Below are 19,874 nucleotides of genomic sequence, written 5' to 3'. Positions count from 1 at the left end.
GAAACACTCATCCAACTGGCGCGTGCCCATTTTTGAGTATCTCGTCGATGTTAGCCATATCGAAACGTTTGTCCTCGTAGCCCGCTCCTCCCTGGCTGTTAATGCCAATATCCAGCTCGCGCAAAAGCCCGGGACGGTTGAGCAGCTCAGTTGCAAGTTGCCGTGCTTCGGGGCTGAACGGACGACTCGATGGCGTTAGACCGGCCGCCTCCTTCAGTTCATTGACGCTGACGTATTGATCGTCTGCGCCGGCAGTAAACTGCCTGAAGTTATCCTTTATGCCCTGAATCAGGTCGTGGTTATCCATATTCCGGTACTTGTCCGACGAGTAAGCCAGGTCATCCCTGGAGAACGCCCCATCGAAGACGCCCATGCCGCTTTGATCGAGTTCCTTAAACACCTCACCACGCTCAAGCAGCTCATTGGCCAACGCCATCTCGGCCCCCGTGGCGGGCCGACCATCCAAGTGATAACCGCTGGAAACCGCATTGAGTGATTTGTCAGTGATCAAACCGGGGGAGTTCGGATCTTCAAATGAACTGAAACGAGCCAGTATCTTGTTGAGAAGCTCTTGCTTGCTGTCGTTCGCATAAGGACGCTCCCCCGACAGTGACATCGAGCCGTCCCATTGGTTTTTCGGCGCAGACATGGAGGGCTGTTGTCAATCGGCCTGAGGTGCATATTGGTTTTCCAGGCGCTGGCGCTGGATAACGCCGCTGTACCGCCCTGGGAATTCCCGCACGGGAGGTGCTTCCATCTGATCGACGTAAGCAACGATCTGGTCCGCGTCGCTCTGGCTGATCAATCCATCTGATGAACCGCCGTGGTTGATTCCGTCAAGCATGCCGTTCAATTCAGTCCGCTGGAGAATCTCCCTTGCCAAAAACGTCATCCGGTCATGAAACGGATCTCCGTTCAGTGGGCGATTAGCCGCGTGCAGAAGGGATTGCTGTGTCACAAACCCGCTGTCAGAACTCTGGAAGTATTCAAAGTTATCAGCGAAATCCCGAGCAACCACTGAGTTGGGTACACGCCAACCAGCCCTATCAGAAGCTGCCTTGGGTTGCTCGCAACGAGCGTTGAAATCACCGCAATAAGGGGTTTCCTGACGAAGATTTACATAGGACATAGCAAGACCTCAGATACTGGAATCGATAACAGCCAACCCAAATCGACTGCGCGCTGGATCAACATTCCATCTGTGGCCATGAGCGGAAAAACGGTTCCCGTGGACGGCTGGGGAAGGATCACGCAGGAGTGATAGGCAGCGAGCGTTTGTGCGCCGTCTTGCTGTACGCCCCTTCTACGATTGCCCTCACCCGCTCACTCACGGGTTCGCCCATGAGGTACGCATCGATCTCTGCGTAAGAGCAACCGTACGCGTGCTCATCCGGCTTACCCGGCGCCAGTTCCTCCAGGTCGGCCGTCGGATGCTTGTGCACCAGGTTATCAGGCGCGCCCAGTGCGCTGGCCAGCAGACGCACCTGGGTTTTGGTCAGGCCCGACAGCGGTGCCAGGTCGCAGGCGCCGTCGCCGAATTTGGTGAAAAAACCCATCAGTGCTTCCGCGCCATGGTCCGTACCGACCACCAGCCCATTGTGCAAATTGGCCACGGCGTATTGCGCGATCATCCGCGTGCGCGCCTTGACGTTGCCCTTGATGAAGTCAACATGGCTGGCGCTGGCGCTGGCGTCGGTAGCGGTCAGGCTGGCCATCAGGCCGTCAACACTGGCGGCGATGTTCAGCGTGTCGATATGGTCCGGGGTGATGAAATCCAGGGAAGCCTTGGCGTCGCTTTCATCGGCCTGGGTTTTATAGGGCAGGCGCATGGCGATAAAGCGCGCGGCGTAACCCTCGGCGCGCAGTTGTTCGACGGCCAATTGGCACAGACGGCCAGCCGTCAGCGAATCAACGCCGCCGCTGATGCCCAGCACCAGGGCCGTGCAGCCGGCGCTGCGCAAGGTGGTCTTGATGAAGCCGATGCGCCGTTGAATTTCCTTGGTTTCACCGCCCTTGACCAGTTGCCGATTGATGTTCAGTTCCTGCGCGATACGATTTTGCATGTCACACCTCCACGCTACCGACATTGAACACCTTTGCCGCGTACTGCAAAAACGAGGCGTCTTCGCAGACGTTCTTGATCGGGTCATCCGAGAACTTCACCACCGGTTCACCGTGCACCCGCACCAGTTTCATCACGATGCTCAGCGGTTCGACGCCTTCCACATCGCACGCCAGGCGGGTGCCCATGCCGAAACCGAACTTGGCCTTGCCGCGCACGTGGCGCAATATCGGCAGGCATTTTTCGAAGTTCAGGCCATCGGAAAACATCAGGTCCTTGGTCATCGGGTCGATGCCCAGTTGCTTGTAGCGGGCCAGGACTTTGTCGGCCCAGACAATGGGGTCACCGGAGTCCTGGCGCAGCCCGTCATACAGTTTGGCGAAGTACAGGTCAAAATCCTTGAGGAAAAAGTCGGTGCTGATGGTGTCGGTCAAGGCAATACCCAAGCGGCCGCGGTATTCACGCACCCAGTTTTCCAGGCCGGCGTTCTGGCTTTCGCGCAGCCGGCCCAGCTGTTGGTGCACCATCATCCACTGGTGGGCCATGGTGCCGAGCAGCGGCAGGTCGAATTCGTAGGCCAGGTGCGCATTGCTGGTGCCGACGAACTGGCCGGGGAAGTCGCGGCGCATGATGTCGACCACTTCGCGCTGGGCTTTGAACGACAGGCGCCGGCGGGTGGAAAAATCGGAGACGCGCAAGTCGGCCAGCTCGTCGCGGCTGAGGTTTTTCTCCAGCCAGTCGAACTTCTGGTAGAGCTTGCGGGTGATGTCTTCCAGGGTCACGTCGGGGTATTTATCGCGGTTGCGCAGCTCGCTGACCAGCGCCAGTACCGGTTGCTCGAACATGATGCAATGCAGCATCGGGCCGACCACGCGGATGTTGAGTTGGCCGTCGACCTCACTGACGTGGATATAACGCAGGTTGAAGCGGAACAGGCCGAGAAAGCGCTCGTAATCCGGCGTGAGGTACTCACGAAAACGCGGGTTGAACAAGAAGCGCAATTCGCCCTCACGCATCTGCAGGCCCGCGAGCTTCTCCAGCTCGTCGCGCAGTTGCGGGATCAAGTGGCCGAGCTTTTCCTTGGCTCGCACGATGAAGTTGTATTCCACATCAACGTTGGGGTGCTGGTGCAACACCGCCTGCATCATCGTGAAGGTGTAGTAGTCAGTGTCGAGCAAACCCTGGATCACCGGGGATTCATAGTCGTATGCACTTTCCATGGTGTGTCTCCTTAACGCGCGGCCTGTGCTGCCAGTTCTTCGCGGGTGCTGCTGATGACGGCACCGGCCTTGAGCAACTCACTGACGGCCTGTACGCCGCCCTCCTCGGTAATACCCCGGCACGCCGGCAGGTGCAGGACCACTTCCAGGCCGGCCTTGAGCAGTTGCAACGCGGTGGTCTTGACGCAGTAGTCCAGGGCCAGGCCGCCGACGATCACACGCCTGACGCCTCTGGCGTTCAGGTACTCGATCACGCCGGTGGACAGCTTGTCGTGCAGGTCGTGGTAGCAGGCGCCGTAGGGGTGCAGGTCGGGTTCGACGCCTTTCCAGATGAAGTAATCGTAGTCATACGGGGTGGGCAGTTCGTCGACCAAGGTGAAACCTTCGGTGCCGGGAACGCAGTGGCTCACCCAGGTCACATCGGCATGGGCCAGGCCGGTGGGCCGCAGCATCTCGCTGTGCTGGGTGACCACCCAGGGCGCGTGCGGGGTGTGGGCGTCCTTGCTGCCGACACGGTGGCCGGCGAGGCTTGCCATGAAGTTCAGCTCGGCACCGATCTGGTCGCCCCCGGCCACTGGTAACTCAGCGGGGCACAGCGGCGTAAAGCTCTTCTGGGCGTCGACGTCGAATGAAGCAATGGCAGTTTTCGCGAGTGTCATGGCAGCTCTCCTGTGGTCTGAAAACAAAAGTACACGTCATGTACTTTCATTGCAAGAAACATTTATTTATCTATCCTGGAGCCAGTACATGACATATCTGTTCGATTCGTTAGACTGTGCCCACCGCTGTTTAGAAGGACGTCACATGACACTTAGCGCCTACCTCCATACCGTCGACCTGTGTGTGCTGTTTTACTGCCGCACCTGCGGGCAATTGCAGCTGCTGCTGAACAAGCGCGAAGCCGAACCGTTCGCAGGGCATTGGGCGTTACCCGGCGTAGTGGTGAATGGCGGCGTGCAAGATCTGAGCCTCCAGGATGCGGTGGAGCGTTTGCGTGCAAGCGACAAGGTCGGCCTGGACCTGGCCTGGAGCGAGCAAGTGGGCACGGTGGGGGATGCGTTTCGTGATCCGCGGTGCTGGTCGTCGTCCACGTACTACCTGGCGATTGCCACGGATGAAGTGACGCTGGGTGAGCATCAGGGCTGGTTTTCGCTGGCGGCGGTTGCGGACGGGAGCATCAAGCTGCCGTTCGATCACAACAGCATCGTGGCCGCCGTGCAGGAACGCTTGTTCTCCAAGTCGCTGTACAGCAGCTTGCCGTTGATGTTCCTGGGCGATGAATTCAGCGCGCCCGAAGCGACCACGATCTTTTCCCTGGTGCTCGCGCGGCCGGTGTTGAAGACCAGTATTCGCCAGCGTTTGTTGAAGCTGACTGAGGCACGGTATTTACGCGAGACGGGGCGCAAGAAGAATGGCGAAGGCGGCAGGCCCCAGGCGACGGTGGAGGTTTTGAAGCCTGGGGAGATCTACTTCTTTGATCGCAGCTTTGCCGAGTAGCACCTGTTTTCAGAACAATGAGATTCAACGGTAGGAGCTGGCTTGCCTGCGATGACGCTCTGTCAGCTATAAACTTATTGCCTGACCCATCGCTATCGCAGGCAAGCCGCTCCCACATTGGATCTCCTTTTGTCTGAACAGGCTTTAGCTCATCCAGTTGCCGCCATCCACGTTGTAGGTTTGCGCCACAACATAGTCAGCATCTTTGGAGGCGAGGAAAACCGCCATTCCCGTCAAATCCTCCGGCGTGCCCATCCGCCCAAACGGCACCTCATCCCCTACCCGCTTCTTTTTCTCGCCTGGCGCCAGCCCTTCATGCTTGGCGAAGAGCGCATCCACCCCGTCCCAATGCTCACCCTCCACCACACCCGGTGCAATGGCGTTGACGTTGATCCCTTGCTTGATCAGGTTCAACCCTGCCGATTGCGTCAGGCTGATCACCGCTGCCTTGGTCGCGCAGTAGATCGCCACCAGCGACTCGCCCCGCCGCCCGGCCTGGCTGGCCATGTTGATGATCTTGCCGCCGTGGCCCTGGCTGATCATCTGCCGCGCGGCGGCCTGTAGGGTGAAGAGTGTGCCGGCGACGTTGATCGAGAACAGCCGTTCGAAGCTCTCGCGGGTGATGTCGACGATGGGCGCCAAATCGAACAGCGCTGCGTTATTGACCAGAATATCCAGCTTGCCGGCCTCGGCCACCACGGCAGCAATTGCATCGTCGATGGAGGCTTGGTCGGTGACATCCATCTCTACCGCGTACGCCTGTGGGCCCAACTCGGCGGCCGTGACCTGGGCCTGTTGCAGGTTGATGTCGGCGATGGCGACCGTCGCACCTTCAGCGATGTAGGCCTGGGCAAACGCGCGGCCGATTCCGCGCGCCGATCCGGTGATCAGCGCGCTTTTACCTTCGAGACGTTTCATGAAAATGTCCTGTAGAAATCACTTCGGATAGCCGGCGCGTTTCATCTCGCGCTCGGCAGTGGACTGCGCTTGAAGCAAGGCCTGGTCAACCGACATACCGCCGGTCAGCGCCGCCGAGAACAACTTGCCGACCGAGGTGCCGATGGCCTGGAACTCGGGAATGGTCACGTACTGGATGCCCACATAGGGCACCGGTTTCGCCGACGGATGCGCGGGGTCAGCGTGTTTCATCATCTCCAACGTCACTTGGGCAAACGGTGCGGCTTTCAAATACGCCTCGCTGTAGGTGGACTGGCGGGTGCCTGGCGGTACGTTGGTGATGCCTTCTTTGTCAGCGACGAGTTGGATGTAGTCCTTGGAGGTGGCCCACGTGATAAAGGCCTTTGCGGCGTCCTTGTGCGTTGAGGTGGCCGGAATGGCCAGGGACCAGGCGTAGAGCCACGAGGAGCCTTTATCCGTGACTTCGGTAGGCGCGGCGGCGAAACCTACGCTGTCGGCGACCTTACTTTGAGTGTTATCCGTGGTGAAGGAACCGGCCACGCTGGCATCGACCCAGATCGCACATTTGCCACTGTTGAACAGCGCCAGGGTCTCGTTGAAACCGTTGCTGGAGACGCCCGGCGGGCCGTATTGCTTGAGGGTGTTGACGTAGAAGTTGGCGGCCGCTGTCCACTCGGGGCTGGTCAGCTCGGGCTTCCATTGCTCGTCGAACCAGCGTGCGCCAAAGGCATTGGCCATGGTGCTCAGCAAGGCGATGTTCTCGCCCCAGCCGGCCTTGCCACGCAGGCACATGCCGTATTGGCCTTTGTCCTTGGCGGTGAGCTTGGCGGCGAACTCGCCGAGCTGACTCCAGGTCGGGTGCGTGGGCATACTCAGGCCGGCTTGCTGGAACAAATCGGTGCGGTAGTAGGTCACCGTGCTTTCGCCGTAGAACGGCAAGGCGTAGAGGGTGTTGTTGACCGACAGGCCCTGGCGCACCGAGGGGAAGATATCATCGGCGTCGTAGTCGGCCGGCAGTTGGGTCAGCGGTTCCAGCCAGTGCTTGGCGCCCCACAATGGAGTTTCGTAGGTACCGATGGTGAGCACGTCGAACTGCCCGCCCTGGGTGGCGATATCGGTGGTGAGGCGCTGGCGCAGCACATTCTCCTCCAGCACGACCCAGTTGAGCTTGATATCCGGATGCTGTGCTTCGAATACCTTGGACAGGCGCTGCATGCGGATCATGTCGCTGTTGTTGACCGTAGCGATGGTGACGGTGTCGGCGGCATAGCTGGGCATGGCCAGCGCCAGGCCTGAAAGCAGGAACAACGCTTGCGGGAGCTTGAACATAGCGGTTTCTACCTGTTGTTTTTGTTGTTGAGGGCCGATTACAGCAGCTCCTCCAGGCCCCCACAAACGCTTGACGAATGCTCGACTGGTACTTTTTTAACCTTTGGCTCGAAGTTAAAAAAGTATCAGTGCCAAGCGAAACCGGGAGTAGCGCTCCCACGGCCGAGGCGCGTATTTTGTATCGATTCCAAGAATCATAAGAAGCCTCCCATGCCTGTCAGCCGCGCCAAGCTGTTCGAGCACCGCCCCGCCGAGCTGGAAGTGATCCTGCCCGAACCGGACCACTGCTTCCGTTGGTTCGAACACGACTACCCCTATGATTTGGCGCGCTGGAACCACCACCCCGAGTTTGAAATCCACCTGATTCGCCAAGGCAGCGGCAAACTGGTCGCCGGCGACTACATCGGTGCGTTCGGTGCTGGGCACGTCGCCTTGATCGGCCCCGACCTGCCCCACGACTGGATCGGCGAACTGGCCCCTGGTGAGTACCTGACCGGCCGCGATGTGGTGCTGCAATTCGACGGCGCCGCCCTCCTCGCCCAGCGCAAGACCCTGCCTGAACTCGGCGACTTGCAGCCGTTGTTCGAGCACGCCCGACGCGGGCTCGAATTCACTGGCGAGACGGCGCTACAGGCCGCGCGTCTAATGGAAGACATCGGGCGCGCCCATGGCCTGCAACGGTTGGTCCTATTCCTGCAACTGCTCGACAGCCTGAAGAACGCCCCGACGCCGCAGGTCAAGGCGCTGGCCAGCCCCTGCTACGCGCCTACCCTGGACGCCCGCAGCGCCGAACGCATCAACAAGGCATTCGACTATCTGATGCGCGAGCTGACCGGCGATGTGCGTCTTTCGGTGATCGCGCAGCAGCTGGAAATGAGCGAACCGGGCTTTTCGCGCTTCTTCAAGCGCAACACCGGCCATGGTTTTATCGACCTGATGCGCAAATTTCGCGTGCAGCGCGCCTGCCGCTTGTTGCTGCAAAGCGATATGTCGGTGGCGGACATCTGTTTTGAAGTGGGCTACGCCAACCTGTCCAACTTCAACCGGCACTTTCGTATCGAGATGGACCAGACGCCGAGTGAATATCGAAGGGAAACCGCGATGCATTTGTTTAACCGAATCGAAAAAATGACACCCCGTCAATTCTGACCAAAAGGTTGACTAATCCCGTTTTTTTTCAGGCTGATCAATTGATTGAGCAAAGTTGGTACAGCCTGTGCAAACGTTTGCGGAACGAACTTGCCAGCCAAGTTCTTCCTCGCCCGAGGAATCGGGTTCAAACCGCGTATGAATAGGGATTTTCAATGCAACCCACCTCAAGGCGTCCTGCTCCCTTTGGTGTTTCCTTGCTACTGGCCGCCGTTACGGGAGTACTCAGCGTGCCCATTTTGGCGCAGGAAAAACCCATGGATGACTCAGCACAGGGCGAAACCCTTAGCCCAAAAACCAAGATCCCTGAAGCCAGCCCGGCAAAAAATAGCCCGTACCTGTCGGACTGGTTCAACCAGGACCTGACATTGATCGGCAGCAAAGACATCAGCTTCGGCCCCAAGCCACAGGATGATGTCTACCTGGAATACGAGTATTTCGGCCGCAAAGGGCCATTCGAGCTGTACGGATACATCGATGTGCCGAAGATCCTCACCATCGGTAACAGCAATGACAAGGGCGTGTGGGACCACGGCTCGCCGGTATTCATGGAGCACGAACCGCGTATTTCCATCGACTACCTGGCAGGCCGCAGCCTGGCCATCGGGCCGTTCAAGGAATGGTACGTGGCGTTTGACTGGATCTACGATCACGGCAGCCGCAAGGAAAACCGCGCCAACACACTGTACAGCGGCCTGGGCACTGACATCGACACCCACTCGCGAGTGAACCTGTCGGCCAACTTCTACGGGCGTTACCAGTGGGAAAACTACGGTGCCAGCAATGAATACTCATGGGACGGTTACCGCGCGCAAATGAAGTACATCGTGCCCATCAGCAAGTTCGACAACGGTGCTTCACTGACCTATATCGGCTTCACCAACTACGATTTCGGCTCAGACCTGCACAAGGACAACCCGGCGCGCACCGCCAATTCCCTGGTGGCCACCAACGTGCTGCTGTATTCGTTCACCCACCTGCGTTTCACCTTGGTCGGCCGCTACTTTCACAACGGCGGCAACTGGGAAGACGGCAGTGAGTTGAATTTCGGCGAGGGCAACTTCCGCGCCCGCTCCGACGGCTGGGGCTATTACGCCGGCGTCGGCTACCAATTCTGATAAAGGAGCATTAGATGAATACGCTGACTCGCTTTTCAATCGCCGCGGGCCTGGCCGTACTGCCTCACGTGGCAATGGCTGACACGCCGACGCCGATCAAACCCAAAGTGATGCTGATCACCATGTTCGCCCCCGAGGCACAAACCTGGATCGATCGCCTGGAACTCAAGCAGGAAGTGCGCGTACCGGGGCTCTCCGCCGAATACCCGGTGATCCGCTGCAACACCCAGGACGTGTGCCTGCTGGTCACCGGCATGGGTCAGACCAATGCCGCCGCGTCCACGCTGGCCCTGGCCTTGTCACCCAAGTTCGACCTGCGCCAGAGCTACTTCCTGATCGCCGGGATCGCCGGCATCAGCCCCAAGCATGGCACCATCGGCACCACCGCCTGGGCACACTACCTGGTGGAGTTCGGCACCCAGTGGGAGCTGGATTCGCGGGATGCGCCCAAGGATTGGCCGACCGGCTACATTGGCATCAACACCAAGGGCCCCAACGAGAAACCACCGCTGGACTATAAGACCGAAGTGTTCGAGCTGAACCCCAAGTTGCAGGCCAAGGCATATGCCTTGTCGCAAAAAGTTGAACTGACCGAAAGCAAGGCGTCCAGCGCCTGGCGCAAACACTACCCTGCCGCCCCGGCCAACCAGCCACCACAGGTCACCCGCTGCGACACCTTGGCGGGCAACACGTGGTTTTCCGGCACGCGCCTGAGCGAACGCGCGGAAGTCTGGACCCAGTTGCTGACGGACAACAAAGGCGAGTACTGCACCACCCAGCAGGAAGACAACTCCACCTATGAAGCGCTGCTGCGTGCAAGCCGTGAGGGCTTGGTGGATATCCAGCGCTTGGCGGTTGTGCGTGCAGGTTCGGACTTCGACCGCCCCTATCCTGGCTACAGCGAAGTCGACAACCTGCTCAAATACGCGGATCAGGGCGGGTTCGTGCCGGCGCTGGAGAACCTGTATCGCACAGGCAGCCCGCTGGTACAGGCGATCCTCAAGAACTGGTCAGCCTGGGAAAAAGGTGTTCCCGAAGCCTAGTGAAGATCAAACCGTGTCAGGGCAGGAAGATGATTTTGTCCGCACTGCCTTGATTCACGGTCTCATAGCACTGCAACCCATCAGCCAGCGCCACTTCACGCAGGCCGGTGGGCAGTGGCAGCAAGCCTTCATCAAAAAAGCGCCCGAACTGCCTCAGCATCACCGCGCACTGCTCGCAGTTGTAGAGCAACGAATTGATCCCCACCACTGAGCCGCCCTTGCGATACAGGGCCAGGGCCGGCAGTTGTACATGGCCGTCCACCGGTGCCGCGATGATCGCGATGCGACCGAACGGTGCCAGGCCTGCCACGGCTGCCGGTAGCCAGAAACCGGTGGTGTCGAAGATCACATCGGCGCCCCCCTTGAACACCGCATTGACCTGTGCAACCAATTCCTCCGGTTTACCCAGGGCAATCGCCTCAAAGCCCTGCGTCTGCAACACGTCGGCCTGCTCCGGCCGACGCACAGCGGCCAGTACCTGGGCGCCACGAACGTTCGCCAGGGCCAGGGTCGCGCTGCCCACGGCGCCATTGGCGCCGATGACCAGCAAGCGCGTGCCCTTGGTCACACCGCTGCGCTCCAGAGCGTCCCAGGCGGTGGTGTACGGCACGCCAAGGCTGGCAGCCTGGGCGAAGCTCAAATGACCAGGCTTTTGCGCCACGCCCTTGGCCGACACGGTGAGGTATTGAGCGTGTGAACCGTCAGCAAAAAAACCGAGGTCGCGGCCGGTGCCCCAGACTTCCTGGCCGAGCAGTTCCTGCGGGCCTTGCACCACAACACCGGCGAAGTCGCGGCCGGGAATGCGCGGCAGCGTGGTGTAGGGGAAGCGACCAAGCACATTTTTGACGTCACTGGGGTTGAGGCCCGCGGCCTTGATCTGTACCAACACCTCACTGGCAGCCGGCACCGGGGTGGCAACGTCGACGAAGCGGAGGGCGGCGAGGTCGCCGGTGGCGGAAAATTGCAGTGCTTTCATAGCCGATATTCATCGAAGTGAAAAAACAGATCAAGACAACCAAGCGCCCATCATCTGCCGGCCCATGGCGTAGAGCAATTGGCCCCAATCGTGGCGATGGGGTTCAACATACAACCCACGCGGATAGGTACGCGCCAGGGGCTGCACGGGGACGGCGTGATCACTGAGGTCGGGAGGCGCGGCCAGGGCCATGGGGGTGCACATCTATCAAGGGTGAGCCACCATGGTAATGACCACCGCTCGACAATCCGAATGAATTTTTTCGGCCAGCAGAGATCACTGGGTTATACATGGAGGGTTAATAAGCCAATGAATAATGCAAAATTGTTTGTGATCGACTACATCCTGCACGGTGAACCCAAGTCCTTCATCATCCGCCTGGAAAAGCTCGATATCCTGGAGGCCTGGCACTGGGCGAGTTGTGACGCAGGCATCGGCCGTATCGGCCGTTTCGCGCGCGAGCACGTCAAGAAGACCAGCCAGGAGCAGGCCGAGAAGTACGGCATCACTCATGTGCAATGGCGGCGCTCGGACGCGCGCGCCCAGGCTTGATCAAGGAGGGCTAACCATGGTTTTACCTGTACAGGTTCGTGGCAAAGCGCGCATTGACTACACCCAGGACACCTTATTCGGGCCGATGGCCAAGCATGTCGAGTGCCAAGTGAGCCTGCAGCAGCAGCCTGGCTGGGCGGTGCTGAAAGTATTCCAGCCGCTGCCGGCTGACTTGCACTCCGCGCAGACGGTGGTTTTTGCGTTGGAGGGGCGACGTACAAGCGGCGTGGTCAAAGGTAGGCAGCGCCTGTCCGACCATAGCCTCAGGCTTGAACTGGAAACCCACTAGCAGCAACAAAGCAGATCACTGTGGGAGCGGGCTTGCCTGCTCCCACAGTGTAACGGTGCTCAGCCATGCGTCGATTTGGCGCACTCACAGCCCGTAGCAGACGCACACGGTTCACCGTGCGCATGGTGCTCGGCACATCCCTGGCAGCAATAGCCCTTACCGTCTTTCATTACCGCGTCAACGCCCAATACGCACTTGCAGTGCGGGCAGGCACAGGTCTTATCTGGCATGGTCAGACTCCTTTTTCATGGTCGTCGCGGTGTGGCGACTGCCAGCACCTTAAGCAGTGACTGCCAGTCGCCGGCGATGGTTCAAACCATCAGTCGGTGCGGGTATTGCTGCGGTACATGAACACCAGGGCCAGCGCCAGGCACGCCATCGCCACAATCCGGTTGCCCGATAACTCGATGGCCGGGTTGCCCAGCCAGCCGAAGTTATCGATGAGCATACCCATGCCCAATTGCCCAAGGATCACCGCCACCGTCGCGACGGCCGTTCCGACGATGGGCACTGCGCCGACCATCACCATCATGTACACCACGCCGAACAACGCGCCGGTCAATTGCCATTTCGGCACGTCCAGCAAGCTCAAGGCCTGGGCCGGCTCGAAGAAGAAAATCAACAGCGCGGTCGTCAGGGCCCCCACTGCAAAGGTCAGCAAGCTACTGCGCAACACGCCCACCGCCTGGCCAAGGCGCCCGTTGATGGCAGCCTGCACACTCAACACCGCTCCAGCGGCAATCACTAGCACCAATAACAAAATCAGGTTCATCGTCTTACCCTCGCGCAATCAGAACAAGTGCCGCCACAATCAACGCCAGCGCTATCCAGCGCTCGCCATTGACGCGTTTGCGCGCTGTGCCGAACCAGCCGAAATGGTCGATTAGCACACTCTTGGCCACTTGCCCGGACAGAATCGCGATCATGGTCATGGCGATACCAATGTGCGGCGTAGCCAGGGTGAGTACGACGACGTACATAGGCCCCAGGAAGCCTCCGATCAACTGCCAGCGTGGCAAGTCGGTCAGCGCCGGCCCCTTTTGCGGGCCACTGAATAGCAGCAGCAAAAACAGAATCGCCGAACCCACACCAAAGATGCTCAACGTTGCCCACAAATGCCCCACCTGCACACCCAGTGGACCGAGCAAACCTGCCTCTACCGACAGGCCCATGCCCGCCAGGATCACCAGGGGCAACAACAGCAACCGTAGAAGGTTTTTTTTCGGCGTGGCCTGCGCCACACCCTCGATAGAACGTGCCTGCATACATCACCTGCGCTTCAGAAGGGAAACATGGCGCGCATTATCCAGTGGCCGTCCTGTGCGATAAATGGGAGCATACCAACAACACCTTTGCGCAAAACGCACAACCTGGAGGCAGGATGCACGGTTTGAATGAACTGAGTTTCAAGGCGCTGCGCCTCTTCGTCGCGGTACTGGACCTCGGCAGCTTTTCCGAAGTGGCGCGGCGTGAGGGCCTGGCGCCTTCGTCTATTTCCCGGCAAATACAGCTGATGGAACAGGCGTTGGGGCAGCAGTTGCTGTACCGCCACACCCGGGCGGTCAGCCCTACCGAAGCCGGACGACTGCTCGGACGGCATGCACGCCTGGTGCTGGAGCAGCTGGAAGCTGCAAGCCAAGCCCTGCAAGAGCAGGAAAGCGAACCCAGCGGCCTGGTGCGCATCAATGCGCCCATGGTATTCGGCCAGCGTCACCTGTCACCGTGGCTGGGCGAGTTATGCCGGCGCTATCCGAAACTGCAACTGGATATCCAGCAAACCGATACGTTCGTCGACCCGCTGCAAGACGGCACTGACCTGCTGTTCCGCATTGGTGTGCTCAACGACTCCAGCATGCAGGCGCGCATCTTCGCGCCCCAACGCTTTCGCATCGCCGCAAGCCCGGCCTACCTGGCCAGGCACGGAACGCCCCAACATCCCGACGAACTGATCAACCACCAGTGCCTGGCCTACAAAGGCATCACCGGACAACAACGCTGGTTCTTCCGCCGGGGCCAGGGCGACTGGACGCCTTATAGCGTCAAGGGCCCGATCACCGGCAACCACGCCGATACCCTGACCCACGCTGCCGAACAAGGCCTCGGGCTGGTGGTGTTTCCTTCCTGGTTGATCGGCGAAGGCCTGCGTGCCGGCACCTTGCAGGCGGTGCTCACGGAATACGAAGTGGCTACCACCTTGGAACCGCAGCAGATCGCGGCAGTATGGCCAGGGAGCCGGCGCATTTCACTGAAGGTGCGCACAGTGATTGATTACTTCGTGGAGTGTTTTGGGGCAGTGCCATATTGGGATCGGTGAGCGCTACAGCGCGTGAGGAGCGTACCTACGCAGAAAGTTTTCTTACTGGAAAAAGTAGGTCCGTTCTGATTTTTCGGGCCAGCATTTCTCTGCTCGACGCGCTGCGGCAGACTTCGCTGACATCTTTTTGGAGAACTGCCATGGACGTCATATACAACAAAAAATCGCGCTCTGAGCGGCAAAGCCAAAAAGCTGATTGAGGATGCTGCAGATATTTACATCAGCGCTGCAACATTCTGGGAGATGGCAGTCAAGGTCGGGTTAGGGAAACTCACTGTCGATCTGGAGGAAATCCGTTGGTACTGCCAGGAAAGCGGGTTCGTCGAACTGCCCATCACTTCAGAACATGCCAGTGCGGTGAAGGACCTCGAGCACGATCACAAGGCCCCCTTTGATCGGCTCATCGTTGCGACGGCCGTGAGCGAACCGATGACGTTATTGACGGCCGACCCGCAGGTCGCCCAATACACGTCCTTGGCGATCCTGGTGTAGAAACTCGCAATGGCTGCACAGCGCCAATCAAAACACCCACTGCGCAATCAACCACGCATTCGCCCCACTGATCACCGCAAACAGGAACCACGCCAGCAACCGTGTCGGCAGCCGATTCACGAACGGCCCCATCAGTTGCTTATCGCCGGTCATGCGAATCAGCGGATACAGCGCAAACGGCAGTTGCAGGCTGAGTACCACTTGGCTGAGGATCAATAGCTTGCCGATGGCATCGTCGCCCATCAGCCCTACCCCGAGAAACGCCGGGATCAGCGCCAGCCCACGAGTGATGAGGCGCCGCTGCCAGCAAGGAATGCGCAGATTGAGGTAGCCCTCCATGATCACCTGCCCGGCAATGGTGCCGGTAAACGTAGAGCTTTGACCGGAAGCCAGCAGGGCCACACCAAACAGGATGCTGGCAAACGCGCCACCGACCAGCGGGTCAAGCAGGTGGTAGGCGTCCTGGATCTCGACTACGTCGGTGTGGCCGGTCTTGTGGAAGGCGGCAGCGGCGAGTACCAGGATCGCAGCGTTGACCAGCAGGGCCAGGGCCAGCGAACCGATGGTGTCGATGCGTGCCAGCTTGACCGCATCCTGTTTGCTGGCGAGGTCCTTGCCGATCATGCGGGTTTGCACGATGGAGCTATGCAGGTAAAGGTTATGCGGCATCACCGTGGCACCGAGAATACCAATAGCCAGGTACAACGGCGCGGCATCGCTGATGGCCGACAGTGAAGGCGTAAAACCACTGAACACGTCCGGCCAGTAAGGCTTGATCAGTACCAGTTCAATAAAGAAACACACGCCAATGGTCGCCACCAACGCCAGCATGATCGCTTCCAAGCGGCGGAAACCCCGGTTTTGCAGGGCCAGGATCAACAATGTGTCAAAAGCGGTGATCACAATGCCGGTGGTCAGCGACACGCCAAGCAGCAGGTGAAACGCCAAGGCGCAGCCCAGCACTTCGGCCAGGTCGGTGGCGATGATGGAGATTTCTGCTAACACCCACTGGGTGCGGGCGGATCGCTTGCTATAGCGTTCACGGCACAGTTGCGCGAGGTCCTTGCCGGTGGCGATGCCCAAGCGCGAGCACAGGCATTGCACCGCCATCCCTGCCAGGCTGGCCAGCAGCACGACGAAGAGCAGGTTGTAACCGTAACGCGAGCCGGCCTCGATGGCTGTGGCCCAGTTGCCTGGGTCCATGTAGCCGATAGAGATCAGCAGGCCTGGGCCGGCGAACATCATCACGCGCTTGAAGAACGAAGCCTTGGGATCAACGGCGACGGAGCCGGCCACTTCCGGCGGGCAAAACGGGGCGGTAGCGATTTTTGGCAGGCTGAATTTCACGCGGTATCCCAGGCAAACACACTCGATAGAGGCGCAGCTTATCAGTCAGACGCAACCGTGCGCATCACCGTTTCCCGCGGCAAATCGAACGCTTCGACAACGTGCACCACCAGGTCCACCTCCTGGCTCATTGCTTCACGCTCCATGCGCTGGCGGATCAAACCAATCACCAGCACCGCCAGGGTGGTGATCGAATACGCAGGGCCGGAAAGCGCGCGGACCCCGCTCACCAGCAGCATCGCCGCTGCCACAGCCTGGCCCACCACCGGAATCGCCGTGGCTGCACCACGGCGCAGGATAAACCCGGTCAGCCCGGCCAACGCCGTACCACTCAACGCCGTGGTGGCTGATCGGCCAACATCGAAACGGCTGAACAGCCCCTGCTCCTTTTGCGCGGCCGCCTTGAGCTCCGCGTCGAACACCTGCCGGTCAGCGTTACTGAGTTTGTCTTTGTATTGTTCGATGAGTTTTTCCGCAACCTGGGCTTCCAAGTCTGCCAATTCGACGGTATCGAGAGGTCCGTCAAACTTGACCCCCAACCGCTGCACCACATCTTCGGCGACCTGGCGGTAACTCACGCCATGGCCGCGGGCCAGGTTCATAAAGGTATCGCCGCCCATGCGTTGCAACTCGACGGCCAATTTGAGTGGCTCGCGCACGGTGGCGTCGATTGAAGCGCTGCGCTTTTGCGCCATCAATTCAGCAAGGAACTTCAATTCTTCCGGCCGCGCCTGCACCAACGCAGGGAACAGTTCTGCGTCCTCTTCGGCAAAACGTACCTCAGTGCTGCGTTGATCGGAACGGATCATGCCGCGTCGCTCGTGCAACAGGTCGGTGTACTGCACTACCGTCCGCAACTGCGGCCAATAGGCGGCGTGGTCGAAAGTCGCCAGGTGCACATTGGTAACCTTGGCCTTGAGCGCTGGCGTCACTGGGATCGCATGGCGGCCGATGCAACGTTCGGTATCCGGTTTCATCGCCAGGGCCCAGTCTTTGCTGGAGTGGCAGTTGATTACGCGCCCCTTGAGGGGTGCCGAGACTTCACCCCACGGGCTCGACGTGCAGATCGCGCCGCCCATCAACAACAGGTTGTCCAATGGCAGTTCGCGGGCAGTTTCAGGGCTGGCCAACAGGCTCTTGACCAGAATGCGCGCGCCCAGGGAATGGCCGATCAGGTTGATACGCCGTATTTCAAGGGATTCACCGTGCAAGTAGCTGGCGAGTTCAGGCAACAGGCTCCTGGCGACTTCGTCCACCCGGGCCTCGACGCTTTTGTAGTGATCGAGGAAATAAGCAATCGCCTTGCCCACCCCCACAGTCGCCGCGCCCAGGTTGACGCCGCTGAGCATCGCGCCCAGTACATCCTTGAAGGGAGCAAACAGGTTTTCCAGGAAATGCCCTGCCGGCCAGAACAGCATCAGGTTGGTCGAGCCTTCGATACCCGCCAACTGCGCCTGGAAGCTGCCCAATTGTTGCCGATTGAAGAACGCCGAATAACCGTGAACGTAGAGATTGAGCACATCGCCCTGAGGCTCGCCACACAGTACGAACGTGGGTTTGCGGGTGCGGTGCATTTCATCCCACTGGTGCTGCATGGGGCGGTGACTCCTGGTGAAAAGGGATGGCGATAGTAACAAAGGGTGAGGCTCAATGCCGTTGCATGCGCTGCAAAAACACAATTTTCGACATGTAAAAAGCGCTCTAATAACCGTCTATTGATTGGCTTTAAAGATCCTGGAGTTCGCAATGCCCCATGAAGGCAACCTGTTACAAGCAGCCGTGGTGTTCCTGCTCGCCGCCGTGCTGACCGTGCCCCTGGCCAAACGCCTGCAACTGGGCGCGGTGCTGGGCTATCTGTTTGCCGGCGTGATCATTGGCCCGTCGGTGCTCGGCCTGATCGGCAACCCGCAAAGCGTCGCGCAATTCTCTGAACTGGGCGTGGTGTTGCTGCTGTTCATTATCGGGCTGGAACTGTCACCCAAGCGTTTATGGGTGATGCGCAAGGCGGTGTTTGGCGTTGGCCTGGCCCAGGTGATGCTCACCGGTCTGGTGATGGGCGTGGTGGCCTTGTGGCTGTTTGGCCAGTCGTGGAACAGCGCCATCGTACTCGGCCTGGGCCTGGCGCTCTCGTCCACCGCGTTCGGTCTGCAAAGCCTTGCCGAGCGCAAGGAGCTGAACCAACCACACGGTCGCCTGGCGTTTGCCATTCTGTTGTTCCAGGACATCGCTGCGATCCCGCTGATCGCCATGGTGCCGCTGCTGGCCGGCAGCGATCACCCCACCACGGAAGCCCAGGGCCTGCAGCATGTCTTGCAGATCCTCGGCAGCATCGCCGTGGTAATCATCGGCGGTCGCTACCTGCTGCGGCCGGTGTTTCGCATCGTCGCCAAGACCGGCCTGCGCGAAGTGTCCACCGCGACGGCGTTGCTGGTGGTGATCGGTACAGCCTGGTTGATGGAACTGGTGGGCGTGTCCATGGCCCTGGGCGCCTTTCTCGCTGGTTTGCTGCTGGCGGATTCGGAGTACCGCCACGAACTGGAATCCCAGATCGAACCGTTCAAGGGCCTGCTGCTGGGCCTGTTCTTCATCAGCGTGGGCATGGGCGCAAACCTCAGCCTGCTACTCAGCTCGCCATGGGTGGTGATCGGGCTGACGTTGCTGCTGATCGGCTTGAAACTGCCGCTGCTGTACGCCGTCGGCCGGCTGGTGGGCGACCTCAACCGCGAAAGCGCCCTGCGCCTGGGCGTGGTGCTGGCGGCCGGGGGTGAATTTGCTTTTGTCGTGTTCAAGATCGGTCGCGACCAAGGCCTGTTCGAACCTCATCTCTATGATGTGCTGGTGCTGACCATCACCCTCTCCATGGCCGTAACGCCGCTGCTGTTGCTGGTGTGCCCGAAGCTGTTCAAGCCCAAGGTCAAGCCGGTGGAAGTGCCCGAGGAATACAGCGCCATTGAAAGCGACGCACCGCGCGTGGTCATTGCCGGCATGGGCCGCATGGGCCAGATCGTCGCGCGGATCCTGCGCGCGCAGAATATCTCGTTTATCGCCCTGGACACCTCGGTAGAGACCATCGAACTGACCCGCAGCTTCGGTGGCATGCCGGTGTTCTACGGTGACCCGCAACGCCCGGAGATCCTGCATGCGGCCAAGGTCGACCAGGCGGAATTCTTTGTGATCGCCATGGATGACCCGGAGATCAACATCAAGACTGCCGAACAGGTGCGCAACCTCTACCCGCACATGAAGATCATCGCCCGTGCGCGTAACCGCCAGCACGTACACCGCCTGGTGGACCTGGACGCCTCACCGATTCGTGAGACGTTCTACTCCAGCCTGGAAATGAGCCGTCGCACCCTGGTCGGCCTGGGCTTGAGCCAGGCTCAGGCCGATGCGCGCATCACACGCTTCAAGAACCACGACCTGCAAGTGCTGGCCGCGCAACACGCGGTGTACGACGACGCTGCCAAGGTGATGCAAACGGCCCAGGAAGCGCGGGCGGAATTGGCGCGCCTGTTTGAGATGGATCGACTTGAGGAAGAGTCCGATAAGGCGTGAGGCTATCGGTGAA

General features: G+C 59.8%; 22 protein-coding genes and 1 pseudogene. 9 read left to right on the top strand and 14 right to left on the bottom strand.

Translation table 11 applies throughout. The features are described from left to right. Window positions 1-7 precede the first annotated feature (7 nt). The 5 genes from AACY36_RS24800 to AACY36_RS24780 all read right to left on the bottom strand — a co-directional run bounded on the left by AACY36_RS24800 (window position 8) and on the right by AACY36_RS24780 (window position 3,941). A complete protein-coding gene (locus AACY36_RS24800) occupies window positions 8-649 on the bottom strand; it encodes a hypothetical protein (protein ID WP_339497682.1) in 642 nt (213 codons plus the stop codon). Window positions 650-661: 12 nt separating this feature from the next. After that, window positions 662-1,129 (bottom strand): hypothetical protein, encoded by a 468-nt coding sequence (locus AACY36_RS24795; protein ID WP_339497681.1) that lies wholly within the window; start codon window positions 1,127-1,129, stop codon window positions 662-664. Window positions 1,130-1,247: 118 nt separating this feature from the next. After that, window positions 1,248-2,063, bottom strand: coding sequence for an ammonia-dependent NAD(+) synthetase (gene nadE, locus AACY36_RS24790; protein WP_339497679.1), 816 nt, complete (start codon window positions 2,061-2,063; stop codon window positions 1,248-1,250). 1 nt (window position 2,064) lies between these two features. After that, on the bottom strand, window positions 2,065-3,282 hold the full coding sequence (gene pncB, locus AACY36_RS24785) for a nicotinate phosphoribosyltransferase (RefSeq protein WP_339428100.1): 1,218 nt from the start codon (window positions 3,280-3,282) through the stop codon (window positions 2,065-2,067). An 11-nt stretch (window positions 3,283-3,293) separates the two neighbouring features. Beyond that, on the bottom strand, window positions 3,294-3,941 hold the full coding sequence (locus tag AACY36_RS24780) for a nicotinamidase (RefSeq protein WP_339419817.1): 648 nt from the start codon (window positions 3,939-3,941) through the stop codon (window positions 3,294-3,296). 145 nt (window positions 3,942-4,086) lie between these two features. On the opposite strand from AACY36_RS24780, the gene AACY36_RS24775 reads away from it, so the two are divergent. Next, window positions 4,087-4,779 carry an NUDIX hydrolase gene (locus AACY36_RS24775; RefSeq protein WP_339419816.1) on the top strand — a complete coding sequence of 231 codons (693 nt, stop codon included), beginning with the start codon at window positions 4,087-4,089 and terminating at the stop codon, window positions 4,777-4,779. A 144-nt stretch (window positions 4,780-4,923) separates the two neighbouring features. On the opposite strand, the gene AACY36_RS24770 is transcribed toward AACY36_RS24775, so the two are convergent. Beyond that, window positions 4,924-5,697: an L-iditol 2-dehydrogenase gene (locus AACY36_RS24770; RefSeq protein ID WP_339419815.1), complete on the bottom strand. Its 774-nt coding sequence runs from the start codon at window positions 5,695-5,697 to the stop codon at window positions 4,924-4,926. Window positions 5,698-5,715: 18 nt separating this feature from the next. After that, window positions 5,716-6,975: an ABC transporter substrate-binding protein gene (locus tag AACY36_RS24765; protein ID WP_370468020.1), complete on the bottom strand. Its 1,260-nt coding sequence runs from the start codon at window positions 6,973-6,975 to the stop codon at window positions 5,716-5,718. Window positions 6,976-7,236: 261 nt separating this feature from the next. Between AACY36_RS24765 and AACY36_RS24760 the strand changes: the two genes are divergently transcribed. The 3 genes from AACY36_RS24760 (at window position 7,237) to AACY36_RS24750 (ending at window position 10,336) form a co-directional block, all read left to right on the top strand. Continuing rightward, window positions 7,237-8,175: an AraC family transcriptional regulator gene (locus AACY36_RS24760; RefSeq protein ID WP_339419813.1), complete on the top strand. Its 939-nt coding sequence runs from the start codon at window positions 7,237-7,239 to the stop codon at window positions 8,173-8,175. A 155-nt stretch (window positions 8,176-8,330) separates the two neighbouring features. Then, window positions 8,331-9,293, top strand: coding sequence for a nucleoside-specific channel-forming protein Tsx (locus AACY36_RS24755; RefSeq protein ID WP_339419812.1), 963 nt, complete (start codon window positions 8,331-8,333; stop codon window positions 9,291-9,293). Window positions 9,294-9,307: 14 nt separating this feature from the next. Next, window positions 9,308-10,336: a purine-nucleoside phosphorylase gene (locus AACY36_RS24750; protein WP_339419811.1), complete on the top strand. Its 1,029-nt coding sequence runs from the start codon at window positions 9,308-9,310 to the stop codon at window positions 10,334-10,336. 16 nt (window positions 10,337-10,352) lie between these two features. Here AACY36_RS24750 and AACY36_RS24745 read toward each other — a convergent pair whose 3' ends face one another. Both AACY36_RS24745 and AACY36_RS24740 read right to left on the bottom strand, forming a co-directional pair. Continuing rightward, window positions 10,353-11,312 carry a quinone oxidoreductase family protein gene (locus tag AACY36_RS24745; protein WP_339419810.1) on the bottom strand — a complete coding sequence of 320 codons (960 nt, stop codon included), beginning with the start codon at window positions 11,310-11,312 and terminating at the stop codon, window positions 10,353-10,355. Between the two features lie 51 nt (window positions 11,313-11,363). Continuing rightward, window positions 11,364-11,504, bottom strand: a pseudogene (locus AACY36_RS24740) (AraC family transcriptional regulator); the annotation flags it as partial. Window positions 11,505-11,621: 117 nt separating this feature from the next. Between AACY36_RS24740 and AACY36_RS24735 the strand changes: the two are divergent. Both AACY36_RS24735 and AACY36_RS24730 read left to right on the top strand, forming a co-directional pair. Then, window positions 11,622-11,864, top strand: a complete 243-nt coding sequence (locus AACY36_RS24735; RefSeq protein WP_339419809.1) for a DUF6555 family protein — start codon at window positions 11,622-11,624, stop codon at window positions 11,862-11,864. 16 nt (window positions 11,865-11,880) lie between these two features. Continuing rightward, window positions 11,881-12,153, top strand: a complete 273-nt coding sequence (locus AACY36_RS24730; protein ID WP_339419808.1) for a hypothetical protein — start codon at window positions 11,881-11,883, stop codon at window positions 12,151-12,153. 59 nt (window positions 12,154-12,212) lie between these two features. Here the strand turns inward: AACY36_RS24730 and AACY36_RS24725 are convergent, their stop codons facing one another. The 3 genes from AACY36_RS24725 to AACY36_RS24715 form a co-directional block, all read right to left on the bottom strand. Beyond that, window positions 12,213-12,383 (bottom strand): metallothionein, encoded by a 171-nt coding sequence (locus AACY36_RS24725; RefSeq protein ID WP_339419807.1) that lies wholly within the window; start codon window positions 12,381-12,383, stop codon window positions 12,213-12,215. An 89-nt stretch (window positions 12,384-12,472) separates the two neighbouring features. Further along, window positions 12,473-12,925 carry a DMT family transporter gene (locus AACY36_RS24720; protein WP_339419806.1) on the bottom strand — a complete coding sequence of 151 codons (453 nt, stop codon included), beginning with the start codon at window positions 12,923-12,925 and terminating at the stop codon, window positions 12,473-12,475. A gap of 4 nt (window positions 12,926-12,929) precedes the next feature. After that, on the bottom strand, window positions 12,930-13,418 hold the full coding sequence (locus AACY36_RS24715) for a DMT family transporter (RefSeq protein WP_339419805.1): 489 nt from the start codon (window positions 13,416-13,418) through the stop codon (window positions 12,930-12,932). 116 nt (window positions 13,419-13,534) lie between these two features. Here AACY36_RS24715 and AACY36_RS24710 point away from each other — a divergent pair, with 116 nt between their 5' ends. Together AACY36_RS24710 and AACY36_RS24705 are read left to right on the top strand one after the other, a co-directional pair. Continuing rightward, entirely contained in the window at window positions 13,535-14,467 is a 933-nt protein-coding gene (locus AACY36_RS24710) for a LysR family transcriptional regulator (protein WP_339419804.1), read from the top strand. A 135-nt stretch (window positions 14,468-14,602) separates the two neighbouring features. Further along, window positions 14,603-14,959, top strand: coding sequence for a type II toxin-antitoxin system VapC family toxin (locus AACY36_RS24705; RefSeq protein WP_339419831.1), 357 nt, complete (start codon window positions 14,603-14,605; stop codon window positions 14,957-14,959). A 27-nt stretch (window positions 14,960-14,986) separates the two neighbouring features. Here the strand turns inward: AACY36_RS24705 and AACY36_RS24700 are convergent, their stop codons facing one another. Both AACY36_RS24700 and AACY36_RS24695 read right to left on the bottom strand, forming a co-directional pair. Continuing rightward, a complete protein-coding gene (locus AACY36_RS24700; RefSeq protein ID WP_339419803.1) occupies window positions 14,987-16,306 on the bottom strand; it encodes an Nramp family divalent metal transporter in 1,320 nt (439 codons plus the stop codon). 41 nt (window positions 16,307-16,347) lie between these two features. Next, window positions 16,348-17,901 carry a DUF726 domain-containing protein gene (locus AACY36_RS24695; protein ID WP_339419802.1) on the bottom strand — a complete coding sequence of 518 codons (1,554 nt, stop codon included), beginning with the start codon at window positions 17,899-17,901 and terminating at the stop codon, window positions 16,348-16,350. A gap of 151 nt (window positions 17,902-18,052) precedes the next feature. On the opposite strand from AACY36_RS24695, the gene AACY36_RS24690 reads away from it, so the two are divergent. Next, complete coding sequence (locus tag AACY36_RS24690; protein ID WP_339456161.1) at window positions 18,053-19,861, top strand: monovalent cation:proton antiporter-2 (CPA2) family protein; 1,809 nt, start codon at window positions 18,053-18,055, stop codon at window positions 19,859-19,861. Window positions 19,862-19,874: the final 13 nt, after the last annotated feature.

It is taken from the genome of Pseudomonas sp. EA_15y_Pfl1_P101 (assembly GCF_963970835.1).
In the GTDB taxonomy this organism is placed as follows: Bacteria; Pseudomonadota; Gammaproteobacteria; order Pseudomonadales; family Pseudomonadaceae; genus Aquipseudomonas; species Aquipseudomonas tritici.
The sequence above is the reverse complement of the archived record's forward strand: the minus strand, read 5'-3'. Positions and strand labels throughout refer to the sequence as shown.